15 protein-coding genes and 1 pseudogene are annotated in these 14605 nt (G+C 42.2%); 4 read left to right on the forward strand and 12 right to left on the reverse strand.

What is annotated here, in order from left to right; all coding sequences use genetic code 11:
* Positions 1 to 226: 226 nt before the first annotated feature.
* Entirely contained in the window at positions 227 to 1225 is a 999-nt protein-coding gene (gene yumC, locus MHI35_RS14710; RefSeq protein WP_012011135.1) for a ferredoxin--NADP reductase 2, read from the forward strand.
* A gap of 46 nt (positions 1226 to 1271) precedes the next feature.
* Here the strand turns inward: yumC and MHI35_RS14715 are convergent, their stop codons facing one another.
* Positions 1272 to 1478 carry a hypothetical protein gene (locus MHI35_RS14715; RefSeq protein ID WP_012011136.1) on the reverse strand — a complete coding sequence of 69 codons (207 nt, stop codon included), beginning with the start codon at positions 1476 to 1478 and terminating at the stop codon, positions 1272 to 1274.
* A gap of 194 nt (positions 1479 to 1672) precedes the next feature.
* On the opposite strand from MHI35_RS14715, the gene MHI35_RS14720 reads away from it, so the two are divergent.
* Positions 1673 to 2089, forward strand: coding sequence for a hypothetical protein (locus tag MHI35_RS14720; RefSeq protein WP_211064030.1), 417 nt, complete (start codon positions 1673 to 1675; stop codon positions 2087 to 2089).
* Between the two features lie 101 nt (positions 2090 to 2190).
* Here MHI35_RS14720 and MHI35_RS14725 read toward each other — a convergent pair whose 3' ends face one another.
* From MHI35_RS14725 to MHI35_RS14740, 4 genes are all read right to left on the reverse strand, one after another.
* The gene (locus MHI35_RS14725) at positions 2191 to 3546 is read right to left on the reverse strand and encodes an IS1182-like element ISBpu1 family transposase (protein WP_284553666.1); all 1356 of its coding nucleotides are present in this window, start codon (positions 3544 to 3546) and stop codon (positions 2191 to 2193) included.
* Positions 3547 to 3735: 189 nt separating this feature from the next.
* Positions 3736 to 4098, reverse strand: a complete 363-nt coding sequence (gene erpA / locus MHI35_RS14730; RefSeq protein ID WP_012011138.1) for an iron-sulfur cluster insertion protein ErpA — start codon at positions 4096 to 4098, stop codon at positions 3736 to 3738.
* A gap of 73 nt (positions 4099 to 4171) precedes the next feature.
* Positions 4172 to 5026: a diaminopimelate epimerase gene (gene dapF, locus MHI35_RS14735; protein ID WP_211063464.1), complete on the reverse strand. Its 855-nt coding sequence runs from the start codon at positions 5024 to 5026 to the stop codon at positions 4172 to 4174.
* Positions 5027 to 5295: 269 nt separating this feature from the next.
* On the reverse strand, positions 5296 to 5532 hold the full coding sequence (locus MHI35_RS14740; RefSeq protein ID WP_003213414.1) for a YuzB family protein: 237 nt from the start codon (positions 5530 to 5532) through the stop codon (positions 5296 to 5298).
* Positions 5533 to 5787: 255 nt separating this feature from the next.
* Between MHI35_RS14740 and MHI35_RS14745 the strand changes: the two genes are divergently transcribed.
* Entirely contained in the window at positions 5788 to 6855 is a 1068-nt protein-coding gene (locus MHI35_RS14745) for an NAD(P)/FAD-dependent oxidoreductase (protein WP_211063465.1), read from the forward strand.
* A 49-nt stretch (positions 6856 to 6904) separates the two neighbouring features.
* On the opposite strand, the gene MHI35_RS14750 is transcribed toward MHI35_RS14745, so the two are convergent.
* A complete protein-coding gene (locus tag MHI35_RS14750) occupies positions 6905 to 7135 on the reverse strand; it encodes a hypothetical protein (protein ID WP_211063466.1) in 231 nt (76 codons plus the stop codon).
* Positions 7136 to 7235: 100 nt separating this feature from the next.
* Positions 7236 to 7565, reverse strand: coding sequence for a YuzD family protein (locus tag MHI35_RS14755; RefSeq protein WP_012011144.1), 330 nt, complete (start codon positions 7563 to 7565; stop codon positions 7236 to 7238).
* A gap of 121 nt (positions 7566 to 7686) precedes the next feature.
* Between MHI35_RS14755 and MHI35_RS14760 the strand changes: the two are divergent.
* Positions 7687 to 7986, forward strand: a pseudogene (locus MHI35_RS14760) (NifU family protein).
* Positions 7987 to 8030: 44 nt separating this feature from the next.
* Here MHI35_RS14760 and MHI35_RS14765 read toward each other — a convergent pair.
* From MHI35_RS14765 to MHI35_RS14785, 5 genes are all read right to left on the reverse strand, one after another.
* Positions 8031 to 10001 (reverse strand): S9 family peptidase, encoded by a 1971-nt coding sequence (locus MHI35_RS14765; protein WP_211063467.1) that lies wholly within the window; start codon positions 9999 to 10001, stop codon positions 8031 to 8033.
* 102 nt (positions 10002 to 10103) lie between these two features.
* The gene (gene thrB / locus MHI35_RS14770; protein WP_211063468.1) at positions 10104 to 11036 is read right to left on the reverse strand and encodes a homoserine kinase; all 933 of its coding nucleotides are present in this window, start codon (positions 11034 to 11036) and stop codon (positions 10104 to 10106) included.
* Positions 11033 to 12094, reverse strand: a complete 1062-nt coding sequence (gene thrC / locus MHI35_RS14775; RefSeq protein WP_058013763.1) for a threonine synthase — start codon at positions 12092 to 12094, stop codon at positions 11033 to 11035. Before thrC ends, thrB begins: the two co-directional genes overlap by 4 nt.
* The gene (locus MHI35_RS14780) at positions 12094 to 13395 is read right to left on the reverse strand and encodes a homoserine dehydrogenase (RefSeq protein WP_012011148.1); all 1302 of its coding nucleotides are present in this window, start codon (positions 13393 to 13395) and stop codon (positions 12094 to 12096) included. Before MHI35_RS14780 ends, thrC begins: the two co-directional genes overlap by 1 nt.
* 208 nt (positions 13396 to 13603) lie before the next feature.
* The gene (locus tag MHI35_RS14785) at positions 13604 to 14587 is read right to left on the reverse strand and encodes a 2-hydroxyacid dehydrogenase (RefSeq protein ID WP_211063469.1); all 984 of its coding nucleotides are present in this window, start codon (positions 14585 to 14587) and stop codon (positions 13604 to 13606) included.
* Positions 14588 to 14605: the final 18 nt, after the last annotated feature.

The following is a 14605-nucleotide window of genomic DNA, read 5'->3' on the forward strand; positions in this document are numbered from 1 at the left end:
TTCATAAAAAATTAATATTTAGTTCCCTTAACAATAATAGCGAGTTCTGATCCAATTTTCAAGGCTTTAAACTGAAAATCCTTATGATAAACGGTCTTTCTCACTTTTTCCTCTTTTTCAAAGCTACGGCATCAAAAAACGACAAGTTTTTCAAAACAAGTCAAACGACGTTATGTGGTATGATATGATATAGTGATAACAATTTTCATTTGGGAGGATTAAAGGAATGCAAGAAGATTCTAAGGTATATGACATTACCGTTATCGGGGGCGGCCCAGTAGGATTGTTTACTGCGTTTTACGGTGGCATGAGACAGGCAAGTGTGAAAATCATTGAAAGCCTTCCTCAGCTCGGCGGTCAATTATCCGCTCTTTACCCTGAAAAATATATTTATGATGTGGCTGGTTTTCCAAAAATCCGCGCACAAGAATTAGTTGATAACTTAAAGGAACAAATGGATAAATTTGATCAAACCATTTGCTTAGAGCAAGCAGTTGAAACGGTTGAAAAGCAGGCAGATGGGATCTTTAAACTTGTGACAAATCAAGAGATTCATTATTCTAAAACGATCATCATCACAGCTGGTAACGGTGCATTCCAACCGAGAAAGCTTGAGCTAGATGCAGCAGAATCATTTGAAGGAAGCAACCTGCATTACTTCATTAATGATTTGAACCAATTTGCTGGGAGACGTGTGGCCGTTCTTGGCGGCGGAGACTCTGCAGTGGACTGGGCGCTGATGCTTGAGCCTATCGCAAAAGAGGTCTCCATTATTCACCGCCGAGATAAATTCCGCGCACATGAGCACAGTGTAGAAAACCTTCACAACTCGAAAGTCAATGTCGTGACGCCATTTGTCCCAACGGAGCTTATTGGTGAAGACCGCATTGAACAGATTGTGCTAGAAGAAGTCAAAGGTGACAAAAAACAAGTGCTTGATGTAGATGACGTGATCGTCAACTTCGGCTTTGTTTCCTCCCTTGGACCAATTAAACAATGGGGTCTTGAAATCGAAAAGAACTCGATCGTCGTGAAATCCACAATGGAAACAAACATTGAAGGCTTCTATGCGGCAGGGGACATCTGTACGTATGAAGGAAAAGTCAAATTGATTGCCAGCGGATTTGGTGAAGCACCAACGGCTGTCAACAATGCGAAAGCCTACATGGACCCGAAAGCCCGTGTACAGCCTCTTCATTCCACAAGCTTATTTGAAAACAAATAAGCGAAATCAAAAAAAGGAGTTCCCACAAGCGGAACTCCTTTTTCGTTTATTTAAAAACCCCAATATAGGCATTCGCCATTCCAAGTACCATTGCAGCAAGTAGCACCACAACAATCCCTGCCACAACCAAAATCACCCGATCCTTCACACGTTCCTTTTTCGGAAGCGGCTTCTCAATCCCGCAAGCTGGACACGTTTTGGACCGATACGGAATCAGTTCATGACAGTTCCTGCAATTGATTTGTTCACTCAAACCTCAGCAACCTCTTTTCTACCTACAGTTTATGTCTGGTTCTCATGATACTCTTTTCGGGTGGAAATAGCCAGTTGTGAGAGCAAGCTGTAACAAAATTGAGCGATTTAGAATGGTTGAAGTGAGAATGAAGGTTTCACCTGATCAACCGATATAGGAAAGGAAGAAGATCTTAATGAAGGATAGGTGGAAAGATGTTAAAACGTTTCATAATTAGTTTGATCTTGTTACTGATGGTTGGTGGCTCAGTTGAACTGTTTGCAAAAGACTACAACAAACATTATGCGCAGTTCGCAGCAGGATTGAATATGGATGTTGATCAACTAGAACCTTTTTTAAAGCGTGTGTCCACTTCGGTTTTGGATTCTGGTTTGAGTGATCAAGAAATCAAACAGATACTCTACAAAGTTCAAAAGATGAATAAAAACAATGAAACGAAAAAAATGGGCATCTTTGAAGTGGTGTACCATGAAAAACCAGCAAAGATTAAAATGGTGATTGAAGTTCATGTGGAAGATGAAAATAAAGAAGTAGTGATCTATATGTTTAGCACTCAGGAGCTGGTGGATGTCTTGGATAAAGAGCTGTTGAAAATAGAAGAAGCAATATGAGAAAGAGACACTGAATGAGTGTCTCAGACCGTAGACAAACCCCACTTTTACTTCAAGTAAAAGTGGGGTTTTCACATTTTTTTGAAAAAACATCACGTGTTTTACGCTGGACATGGTACTTTCCATGTCCAGTTTGCTAGCTTTTTAAGGTTCATGGCAGCGAAAGTAAGCATCGCTTGCATTGAAACTTTTTTCAGCCCACGAAGTTTCGTCCAACGCATACCATGCTTTTCTTTTGCATCCGCAAAAACGCGTTCAATCGTTTCTTTCCGTTTTGCGTAGATGCTCTTATTTATTTCAGTAAGTCTCAGATTGTCTGCTTCATCTAGGTAATCCTGCCAAATATGCCGATGAATTTGTTTGGTGTGGTTTTGACTTTGGGTACAGTTATCTAAAAACGAGCAGGACTTACATACTTCTGAATCGGACGCATATTGCTTATAGCCTTCTCTAGTCGTTGTACGATAAGAGAGAATTTGCCCGTTGGGGCAAATGTAACAATCAAAATATGCATCGTATACGTATTCATTCTTTTTCAAATAACCAGCTTTTGTTCTTGGACGAGTGTAGGGCATGACAGGTCTTATCTCTTGATCCATTAAGAACTTAGCGATGTAAGGTGTTTTATATCCCGCATCTACTGCGACTACATTTGGTTTTCCGACTTTCTCTGTCACCTTTGATACGAGTGAATCCAACATACGACTATCATGAACATTTCCGCCTGTGACCAGCGAGCCTAAAATAAATCCTTTTGAATCACAAGCTGTATGAAATGAATAAGCAAATGACTTTTCACGTTCATCCTTTACATAGTAGCCACTCTCTGGGTCAGTTGTGCTGACCTTGATTTCTTTTGTTTCTTCTTTATTCTGTAGGGGTAAGGGCTTTTTTCCATGTTCTTCACGATCAATATTGATCTCTTCATGAAGCTGATTTTGATAACTTCGCGTTTCTACTCGAACGACTTTCTTTTCAAGTTTCTTCTTATTGGCATTCGCTTTGACATGAGTGGAATCAATGAAGGCAATAGACGGGTCAACGAACCCTTTTTTCATCGCTTCTCTTAAGATTCGGTAGAAAATTTGTTCAAATAAATCTGTATCGTGGAAGCGTCTCACGTAGTTTTTACCGAAGGTAGAAAAGTGCGGGATTTTCTCCGAAAACCCATATCCAATAAACCAACGATAAGCCACATTGGTTTCAATTTCTTTAATGGTTTGACGCATAGAGCGAATACCAAATAAATATTGAATTAAGACCATCTTAATGAGAACAACAGGATCAACACTTGGTCTTCCATTGTCGGAACTATAGTGATCTTTGACAAGATCATAAATAAAGTCAAAATCGATTGCTTGATCTATTTTCCGTACAAGATGATCTTGAGGCACTAATTCATCTAAAGCCACTACTTCTAATTGATTCCGTCTTTCTTCTTCACGTTTCGATAACATGTTTATCCCCCACAGATTATTGTTATTACCCTTATTATACAAAAAAGCTTGTAGACTTTGTCTACAAGCTGAGACACTGAATGAGTGTCTTTTTTTATGGTTGGTTTTCTTCATCAAAAAAGCCTCCTCAATCGTGTTGTTTACAAAAACAAACGAACAAGAAGGCTTATCTTCATTCACGATCAGTTGTTAACACTCTTCCGGCGTACCGGTATTCGTCGCTGTTCTGAAAGAAGAACCGCATCCGCATGACGCGATGGCGTTCGGATTGTCGATGGTGAAACCGCCGCCCATTAGTGATTGTTTGAAATCAATGATGGTGCCGTTCATGATATCAAGGCTTTCGGAGTCGACAAGGACCTGAATGCCTTGCTGTTCGAACTGCGTGTCTTTCTCTGAAACTTCATGGTCAAAGCCCATGCCGTATGAAAGACCGCTGCATCCGCCGCCTTTTACGCCCACTCGCAGGAACGCATTTTCTTCTTCATGTTCTTTCATCATATCTTTAATCTGCAGTGCAGCAGCTTCTGTAATGGTTACTGGTGTACTCATGATCATCCCTCCTTTTGACTGGATGTTTCTTTTCAATTATAAACGTGATGGTGCCTTTTCTCAAATAAATGGTTTACAGATAAAATGTGCCGTCACAAATCGTTTCAGCAGGTCCTGTCATAAGCACATGCTCATTGTCTTTCCAGCGAATGATGAGATCTCCGCCTGCTAAGTGAACCGTCATGTCTGTTTCCTTTTTCGCCTGTCCATTCATAATCGTGGATACAGCAGCCGCACAAGCACCTGTTCCGCAGGCTTGAGTAATGCCAGATCCTCTTTCCCACACGCGAAAATGCAGCTCTGTTTCACTGACCACTTCTACAAATTCCACATTGACGCCTTCTGGGAACATGTCGTGTTTTTCGATGATTGGCCCAATTGTATCAAGCGGTGCCTTTTCAATGTCGTCTAAATAAAACACGATGTGGGGATTTCCCATTGAAACGGCTGTTCCATTTAAGGTCGTCGTGCCAAAATCAAGTGGTTCATTAATCGTTGTGCTTGCTGGTTCACCAAGCATCGGCATCGCTTCTTTTTCAAAACGAGGCTTCCCCATATCTACTGTTACTAAATGAACGTGGTCATCCTGCACATGAACGGTCGCTTCAACGAGTCCTGACAATGTCTCAATCTGGAATGTTGTGTCTGTTACGATTTGATGCTCATACACATATTTTGCGACGCAGCGCAGACCGTTGCCGCAGTTTTTCCCCTCTGATCCATCATTGTTGAAAATGCGCATTTTCACAGGTGCAACATCTGATGGGCAAATAAGGATCATTCCGTCTGAACCGATTCCTGTGTAAATAGAAGAAACCTGGATTGCTATCTCTGATAGCTGCTCTTCTGGAAGCTGTTCCTTCATCTGATTGACGTATATATAATTATTTCCTAATCCGTGCATTTTCGTGAATTGAAATGATGTCATGAGCTTCCTCCAAAAATGTTGTTTCTTTATAGTATAAAAGGAGTCGATTCAGGAGACAATCTTATCATCCCCCGTTTTTCATACATAAAAGCTCTTTGCTGCCATGGCAAGGGGCTTTTATTATGCATATGCCTCATTTTCTCTCGTGTGATGCTTCATTTTGTGATATTTTATTAGCATAACATATTGGATGCGCTTTCTATTCATTCTCCTTAAAAATGGAAAATAAAAATATGAAAAAAATGCACCTCATGACCCATGTGGTGCATTTAAAACATCTCATTTTCCTCTATAAAAGCATAAATACGCTCGACTAGCTGCTCTGCATTTTCTCCGGAAACAAATTCTCCATTCACGAGTGCAAATGGGGAGTCCATACATTTGCCGCAGTAGCTTAAACAGCCGTATTCCATAACGTCTAGGTTCGGGTCTTTATCAAGCTTCTCTTTTGCTTCTTGAGACCCTTGTGCAAGATTACTTACACAAAATTCGATCAGTGGGAACACTTTGCTTCACCTCACATTGCTTTACCATCCTACCGAAATTCCTTCTATTAGTCAAAACATGAGCTTCACCTGTATCGTTACGCCTATTCCTCATAAAATGTTTTACTATTTAGGACTAACTAATGAATATGTAGGTTATTTTGAAACAATTATTGTGGTTTCACAGTAAATTCGATATAATTTTATTTGGTATTTTAACTTAAAGTTTTTTAGTATAAGTGTTTTTCAATGTCTACGGGGAAAAGGAGAATCGTCATGAAAAATTTAGTCTTGATCGGCGGAGGTTACGGGAATATGCGGGTTCTCCACCGCTTATTGCCAAATCAATTACCTGATGATGTTACTATCACATTAATTGATCGAAATCCTTACCACTGTTTAAAAACAGAATATTATGCACTCGCTGCTGGAACGATCTCTGATCATCACATTCGAGTATCATTTCCAGAGCATCCGAAGCTGGATATTCAATATGGGGAAGTAGAAAAAATTGATATTGAAAACAAACAAATCTTATTTAGCGACCGTGAACCCATTCCATATGACCACACGGTGATTGGACTCGGCTGTGAGGACAAGTATCATAATGTCCCTGGTGCGAAAGAGCATACATACAGCATTCAAACCATTGATCAGTCAAGACATACGTATAACAAATTAAACAATTTGAGTGCAGGTGCAACGGTTGGCATCGTCGGTGCTGGACTTAGCGGGGTAGAGCTAGCCAGTGAATTAAGAGAGAGCCGTGCTGATTTAAACATTATTCTTTTCGACCGTGGAGAGCTGATTCTATCAAGCTTCCCAAAAAGATTAAGTTTATATGTGCAAAAGTGGTTTGAAGAAAATGACGTAAAGATCATTAACTGTGCGAATATTACGAAGGTTGAAGAAGGTGTTGTTTATAACCATGATGATGCCATTGAAGCAGAGGTCATCGTATGGACAGCAGGCATTCAGCCAAGCAAAGTGATACGAGAGATGAATGTTGAAAAGGACGTACAAGGCCGCGTCGTATTAACTCCTCATCACAATCTTCCTGGAGATGAGCACGTCTATGTCGTGGGTGATTGTGCAAGTCTCCCGCATGCTCCAAGTGCACAGCTTGCCGAGGCTCAGGCAGAACAAATTGTCCAATCTCTACAAAAACGCTGGAAAAACGAGCCGCTTCCTGAGGCTTATCCTCAGTTTAAGCTAAAAGGTGTCTTAGGATCTTTAGGGAAAAAGGCTGGCTTTGGCTTAGTAGCAGATCGTCCACTTGTTGGCCGTGTACCTAGACTTCTAAAATCCGGACTTCTTTGGATGTATAAGCATCACAATGGCTAACATCATGTGAATTTGATCTCAAAGCTCCTTCTCGTCGAGGGAGCTTTTTTTATGAAACGGCATGTGCCGATGAACGGGTCAATTTGATCGGAGCAAGGGCAAGGATGCAGTCTTTACGAAACGTTCTCATCGTCTTTTTCGATAAACAATACGCTTGGATGAGCTGGTCCGTTTGACGTTGGACAATGATTTTTCGCTTCGTGCACTCTCCGTTTCTCTTCATATAAATCATCTCAATTGGTATTTGCTGTTGAAGAGATTGTTTCAGTAAATAATTCATGATGCTCACGCTCCTTTCATTTCATTATAATCGAACAAACGTTCTTTTTCAACCCAAAAAGGAACGTTCGTTCTGTTTATTTTCTCAAAAAAAGAACAGTTTAATCACTGCTCTCCGTGTAACCGTATTTCTCCATTTCTTGATAAATGTCTTTTAATTTTGGATTACCTTCTCCAACAATTTGATCTTCCACTAAGACAAGCGGATAAAAGAATTCATCATCAAGAATTCGTTCAGACAATTCCTTTTGGTGTTCGTTTTCTGGTGGGTGCTCAATATCAATATATGTGATGCGAAACGGCTGATTCGGATATTTTCGTTTTAACGCTGCATCTAACCACTCAAATGTGTCTTTTGAAGAAGGCAGATTCACGCAGCTAGCGCAAAGTACATCTCTTCCATATACATAAAGATCGACGGTTTGATTCATTTGGCAAGCCCCCTATTCTTTCTTTATTTTAGCTGAATTTTCTGTATGAAAAAAGTCAAAATCACTTTTTGTTTCAAGATGAGATTGTGCTATAATGAGAAGGAAACTTTGAAACCAATCAATAGATTTTTATCGTCCAGATGAATATAATGGTGATATGTTGTGAAAGGAGCGATTATATCCAATGACTGAAGTCGAAATGAAAGACCAAGTACAGGAAGTACTGGACAAACTTCGTCCATTTCTATTACGTGATGGCGGAGACTGTGAGCTTGTAGACATTGAAGATGGCATTGTGAAATTACGTCTTCTTGGTGCATGCGGCAGCTGCCCAAGTTCAACCATTACATTGAAAGCCGGTATTGAGCGCGCATTATTAGAAGAAGTGCCTGGCGTTGTAGAAGTTGAACAGGTTTTCTAATTCATATATGACATGAAAACGACCCGAATTTGGGTCGTTTTTTTTTAGTTTAACTTCTCTCTAAACCAATCCTTGATAAAGGTCAGTCTTTGAATACGCTGCCCTGGATGGCCACTTCTCGATAAATCATGAGATGCCTTCGGGAATTTGACGAGCCTTGTGTCTTTCCCAAGCTCCTTCAGTGCTACAAAAAGCTGTTCTGCTTGATCTACTGGGCAGCGATAGTCTTCGTCACTGTGCAGGATGAGAAGCGGCGTATTTACTTGTTTCACATACTTTAGCGGTGAACGATCCCATAGCTTATCGGCTGAATCATAGATATCACCTTCGATTTGCCATCTTGTGAAGTAATAACCGATATCACTGATGCCATAAAAGCTAATCCAGTTTGAAATGGACCTCTGTGTGACGGCTGCGCGAAAACGGCCAGTCTGTCCGACAATCCAGTTGGTCATAAAACCGCCATAGCTGCCGCCTGTCACCCCAAGTCTTGTTTCATCAAGGAAGTCATAGGCTTTCAGCACATGATCAACAGCCTGCATCACATCTTCATAATCAACGTCACCATAGCTCCCTCTCACACGATCGGTAAACATTTGTCCGTATCCATGACTGCCATGAGGATTGATATATACGATAGCATAACCTTCAGCAGCGAGCATTTGAAATTCATGAAAATACGTATAACCATACATGGCATGCGGTCCGCCATGAATTTCTAAAATAAGCGGATAAGTCTTCCCCTCTTCCATCTCGGAGGGCTTCATAAACCAGCCATGCACCTCGACACCTTCTTTTGACTGAAACGAAAATGGCTCTGGTACCGATAGGACATGCTCCTTGAGGAATCCATCATGCTCGAATGTGATTTGCTTTAGATCCGTCTCCCCTAATGTCAGCTCATACAGCTCACTTGGAGAAACGGGGGACAGCCGGCTCAGCAGCATTTTGGATTCATCTGGATGAAGGCTGAAGTTTGTGATATGTTCTGCCTCTAATCGAACAGGATAGGCTAAGCCTTCAACGGAGAAATAATAAATCCCTGTACTGCCTTGATCGGAAACAAGCGCATAAAACCCCTGGCTATCCTTTGTCCACTGCGGAAGCTGATTGGCTTCTCCCATAAAGCTGTCCCCTGCCAAACAGTTGCCCACATACATATCGAGCATTTCTGACAGCTGAACGACATTCCCCTCCTTCAGATCATACAGCCATAATGCTGGGAAGGTAGCATTTTGGAATTCGCGTTCATGTCCGATATACACGAGGCTCTCTCCATTAGGAGCAAAAGATACGGTAGAATAAGCGCCTGATGATTGTGTGATTTTCTTTGTCGTACCGTCCTCTAATGATTGGAGGCACATATCACTTATGTAAGGTTTCTGAGGATTTGATTGAATATAGGCAAGCCATTTCCCGCATGGAGAGAGCGTGTGATTCATATGATGATGCTGTCCGCTCGTAACTGTCTCGACCTCTCCTGAATGAACATTTACTTGAATAATCTGCGTAAAACGCCCATCTAAAAAGCCTCTGCCATCTGCTTTATAGGTCAAATCATCATATACCGCAGCAGCGAACTCATCCCGCTCTTCCTTCTTTTCATCATGAACAGATTCTGAGGGCTTCAGTGACACAGCCGCATAAAGAAAATCTCCATCTAGTGAAAAGACAGGATGAGATACCCCGTAAGGAATCGCCGTTAAGGTGCGCACACCGCCTCCCTCGCACTGAATCAGTGCAAGCTGAGGAGCTTCCTTTGGCTTTTGCAAAATAAACGCGAGCTGCCTACTGTCTTTTGACCACACCGGCTGATGATGCTTTCCATCCTCAAATGTCCATTGTGACAGCTCCTCTGTCTCTTCATCTCGAACCCATAAATGGATGTTGTAATCGTTCTTTTTATCATTCACCGTGACCTTTGTAAAAACCGCTTTTTTTCCATCTGGTGAATAAACCGGATGAGAAACAGAAACAATTTTCGTTAAATCTTCTGCTGTCATCAATTTCTTCATGAATGTATCTCCTCCTTTTATGCATAAAAAATAGTTCGATCCTCTAAATAATAATCCCTGCTTCATTTTATAAAAACAAAAATAAAAAAAGAACGTGCATTTTTACAGCACGTTCTTTACTTGATTAACAGGATCATGCTCCACAACAACACCTTCTACTGGTACCGTCAACAAATCTACTTCGCAATGTGGGAAGTTTTGGGCAAGCTGCTTTTTCAGCCCTTCTCCCCTCCCTTTTTCAACTAAGGTTAAGATGGTCGGACCAGCACCGCTTAATGCCGTTCCATACGCTCCTTTTAGCGAAGCGACATGCTCTACCTTTGACAGCTCTGGAACGAGCATTGTGCGGTAAGGCTGATGAAATAAATCCTTATTCATCATTTCTCCAACAAGCGGCCAGTTTTGCGTCATTAAAGCGGCAACAAGCACGTTGCTCACAGCACTCGCACTGACAGCATGTTTATAGGAAAAATCCTCTGGCAGGACATCACGGGCATCCTTTGTCAGCACTTCATAAAAAGGAATCACGACGACAACATCTATATCCACATGCTGCACTTTGACGGCATGTGTCTTGTCTTCCTCATGAAGACCAATCAGTAAACCCCCGAATAAAGAGGCACCCGCATTATCTGGATGACCTTCTACCTCACTTGCAAAAAAGAGCTTTTGATCATCCGTCATATTTAATTTGAGAAGCTGATTGGCTAGCTCAATGGCTGCCACAATGGCAGCAGCACTGCTGCCCAGCCCCCGTGCCAATGGAATATCACTCCACACTTTGACATAAACAGGCGGGAGTGTTTTTCCAAAGTGATCTGCGACCTTTTTGGCTGTTTGATAAATGAGGTTGTCGGTGCCGGGTGGAATCCCAGACACGACATCTGATTCAGCTTCAAACAGCCAGCTATCATGGTCAAAGACCGATAGCTTTAAATAACGGCTGAGCGCCATACCAACTGAATCAAAGCCTGGTCCTAAATTGGCAGTGCTTCCCGGTACTGTGATTGAAAAAAGCATGGAGGCTTTACTCATACGCGCGCAGCCTTTTCCAAGTGTTCAAGAATTTGATCTTCATCTGCATCGAGTGTAACCGGTTTGATTTGTGAAATATCAATGGCCGTATTTGGGTCTTTCAATCCGTTGCCTGTTAATACCGCAACAACTTTACTGCCTGGCTTGATTTCTCCGGATTTCACTTGCTTTAGCACACCTGCGATAGACGCACATGAGCCTGGCTCTGCAAACACGCCTTCTTCACGAGCAATCAATTGATATGCATGAAGAATTTCTTCGTCTGTCACTTCATCAATCTTTCCGTTTGATTCATCTGCCGCTGCCACAGCTTGTTTCCAGCTTGCAGGATTTCCGATACGGATGGCAGTTGCCACTGTTTCTGGCTGTTCAATCACTTCGTTTCGTACGATCGCTGCTGCGCCTTCTGCTTCAAAGCCGCGCATAACAGGCAATCCCGTTCCTTTTTTCTCATGATATTCCTTAAAGCCTTTCCAGTAGGCAGTGATATTCCCTGCATTTCCAACAGGAATCGCCAGTACGTCAGGAGCCGAGCCTAGCTGCTCACAGATTTCAAATGCCGCCGTCTTTTGTCCTTCAATTCGGTATGGATTGACAGAGTTCACAAGGGCAATCGGTGATTTTTCACAGATGCTGCGAACGATTTTCAGTGCGTCATCAAAGTTTCCGTCAATCGCAATGATCTCTGCTCCATACATCACCGCCTGCGCGAGCTTACCAAAGGCAATTTTTCCGTCTGGAATGATGACGATACATTTCATATCAGCACGGGCTGCATAAGCGGCTGCCGCTGCCGAAGTATTCCCTGTCGAAGCACACATGACCGTATCATTGCCTTCTTCTTTTGCCTTTGCAACAGCCATGACCATCCCGCGGTCCTTAAAAGAGCCTGTTGGATTGACGCCCTCTGTTTTTACATGAAGCTCAATCCCCAGCTTTTCCGAAAGCTTGGAGAGGTGGATCAGCGGCGTATTCCCTTCATTTAATGTTAGTTTTGGTGTTGATTCGTTTACTGGTAAGAATTCTTGGAATTCTTCAATAAGTCCATTCCACTTCATCAGCTTAAACCGTTCCCTTCTACTCGGTACGTGCTCTTCACTTGAACCACCACGTCGAGATCGTTTAATTTTTGCAGGATATTTGAAAAATCTTCTTCTGAGGTCCGGTGTGTAATAATCACAATTTCAGCCAGCTCGTCATGCCCTTTCACAGGAAGCTGAAGGATCTTTTCAAAGCTGATGCCTCTTTCAGAAAAAATAGATGTAATGCGGGAAAATGCCCCGACTTGATCTCTCACATGAATTCTTAAAAATTGCTGAGCAAATACTTCCGATGGTGATTTGATCTTTTTCTCAAATTGCGGTGCAATAAATCCACTTCCGTTCACACCAAGGCGCATGTTTTTCATGACGGCGACTAAGTCTGATACAACAGCGGTTGCCGTTGGCAGACTTCCAGCTCCAGGTCCGTAAAACATCGTTTCTCCCACAGCACTTCCATAGACATACACCGCATTGAATTCATTGTTGACCGATGAAAGCGGATGGTGATCAGGAAGTAGAGTTGGCTGGACACTGACTTCTACTTTTTCTCCGTCTCGCTGGGCAATTCCGATTAGCTTCATTGTGTAGCCGAATCGTTTACTGAAATTAATATCTTCATCAGAAACGTCAGAGATGCCTCTCACCTTTACATCCTCTAATTCCACATTCATAGAAAAGCCGAGTCTTGCAAGAATCGCCATTTTCCTTGCTGCATCCAGTCCTTCTACATCAGCTGTTGGGTCTGATTCTGCAAAGCCAAGATCCTGTGCTTCTTTTAAGACATCTTCATATGCACTTTTATCGACGTTCATTTTCGTTAAAATAAAATTCGTTGTGCCGTTCACAATTCCCATCATCTTCGTAATTCGGTCAGAGGCTAATCCTTCCTCCAACGTACGCAGAATTGGAATTCCTCCGGCGACACTTGCTTCATAATAAAGATCACAGCCATTTTCTTTCGCCACATGTAGAAGCTCTGTTCCGTAAAGTGCCATTAAATCTTTATTGGCGGTAATGACATGCTTTTTCTCATTTAATGCATCTATTAAATATTGTTTTGTCTCTTCAATGCCGCCCATCACTTCAATAATGACGTCGACTTCTGGATCTCTAATCACATCGTATACTTCAGTTGTGAAGACCTCTCTTGCCACATCCACATCTCTCTTTTTATCGGGATTGCTCACAAGCACTTTTTGTATTAATACCGGACAGCCGATTTGGTGCATTAATTTATCCTGATGGTCTTGGATAATCTTGACGACACCGCTCCCCACTGTTCCTAATCCTAATAGCCCAACTCGAATTGCCTTCACCTGAAATTCCACCTTTCTCCGTAAATGTCCTCTCTAAAAAGACATTTGTTAACCTTACACAGACATTCAATGTACACACATTATAAAGGGGTATCCTCATTTTGACAAGGTAATAAAATAAGAGATTGTCAGAATGAAACCGCTTAACAGCTATTTATATCAAGATTCTATATTTTCAAAATATTTTTGTCAGAAAAGCTCCCGAAACTCAGGGAGCCTGATATGATGAGCGAACCGGTGTTTTGGCTTGCTGACCTTGCAGGACAAGCGCAATATTATCAGCACATAAACGCATCATCGTTTTTCTCGTTTCGACACTCGCACTTCCAATATGAGGGAGAACCGTAACGTTAGGTAATGTTGTTAACGGATGAGATGGGTTGACAGGCTCCTCCCTAAATACATCCAGACCAGCACCGGCAATTTTTCCTGTCGTAACTGCCTCATATAAAGCATCCTCATCCACAGTTTGTCCTCTTGATACGTTTATAAAATAAGCAGAGTTCTTCATCAGATCAAATGCCTTTTCATTAAACATGTCTTTCGTTTCCGGGGTTAACGGCGTCAGGCAGACGATGAAATCAGACTGCGTGAGCAAGTCCTCAAAAGCCGCATAGGTCACGCCGAGCTGTGCTTCTGCCTCTGGCTTTCTTGACCGGTTATGATACAGCACCTTCATGTCAAAGCCTGCTGCCCTCTTGGCAAGCGCTGTTCCGATGCTGCCCATGCCGACAATTCCGAGGGTTTTGTGATGAACATCAGCTCCTGCAAGAAGAAGCGGTCCCCAGCCTGTCCAATTTCCGTCCTTCACCCAATCACTCGCCTCGACAATCCGTCTCGCTGATGCCATCAGAAGGGCAAAGGCTAAATCAGCCGTGGATTCTGTTAATACATCAGGCGTATGACAAATGGTGATATTGCGCTTTTTAGCTGCTTCAAGATCAATATTGTCATAACCCACAGCAAGGTTTGCGATCACCTTAACATGTGGAGCCTTTGATAAAAGAGCTTCATCTACTTGATCTGACAGCATGGTGAGAAGCGCATCCGCTGTTGCTGCTTGTTTCTCTAATTCTTCCCGTGGACATGGCTCATCCTCGCTCAGCCACATCTCGATATGAGCGACTTCTTTTAGTCGTGTAAGTGATGCTTCATCCAGCTTTCTTGTGATATAGACATAAGGTTTCGTCAAGAAGAACACTCCTTTGAT

Origin of the sequence: Bacillus sp. FSL K6-3459 (assembly GCF_038003305.1) — a bacterium.
GTDB lineage: Bacteria > Bacillota > Bacilli > Bacillales > Bacillaceae > Bacillus > Bacillus pumilus_O.

Coding starts and splice junctions, on each gene's coding strand:
- MHI35_RS14725 (WP_284553666.1), bottom strand. CDS start 3,546: ATGTTATCGAAACGTGAAGAAGAAAGACGGAATCAATTAGAAGTAGTG.
- erpA (WP_012011138.1), bottom strand. CDS start 4,098: ATGAGTACACCAGTAACCATTACAGAAGCTGCTGCACTGCAGATTAAA.
- yumC (WP_012011135.1), top strand. CDS start 227: ATGCAAGAAGATTCTAAGGTATATGACATTACCGTTATCGGGGGCGGC.
- dapF (WP_211063464.1), bottom strand. CDS start 5,026: ATGACATCATTTCAATTCACGAAAATGCACGGATTAGGAAATAATTAT.
- MHI35_RS14720 (WP_211064030.1), top strand. CDS start 1,673: ATGTTAAAACGTTTCATAATTAGTTTGATCTTGTTACTGATGGTTGGT.
- MHI35_RS14755 (WP_012011144.1), bottom strand. CDS start 7,565: ATGAATCAAACCGTCGATCTTTATGTATATGGAAGAGATGTACTTTGC.
- MHI35_RS14765 (WP_211063467.1), bottom strand. CDS start 10,001: ATGAAGAAATTGATGACAGCAGAAGATTTAACGAAAATTGTTTCTGTT.
- MHI35_RS14750 (WP_211063466.1), bottom strand. CDS start 7,135: ATGAATTATTTACTGAAACAATCTCTTCAACAGCAAATACCAATTGAG.
- thrB (WP_211063468.1), bottom strand. CDS start 11,036: ATGAGTAAAGCCTCCATGCTTTTTTCAATCACAGTACCGGGAAGCACT.
- MHI35_RS14745 (WP_211063465.1), top strand. CDS start 5,788: ATGAAAAATTTAGTCTTGATCGGCGGAGGTTACGGGAATATGCGGGTT.
- thrC (WP_058013763.1), bottom strand. CDS start 12,094: ATGAAGTGGAATGGACTTATTGAAGAATTCCAAGAATTCTTACCAGTA.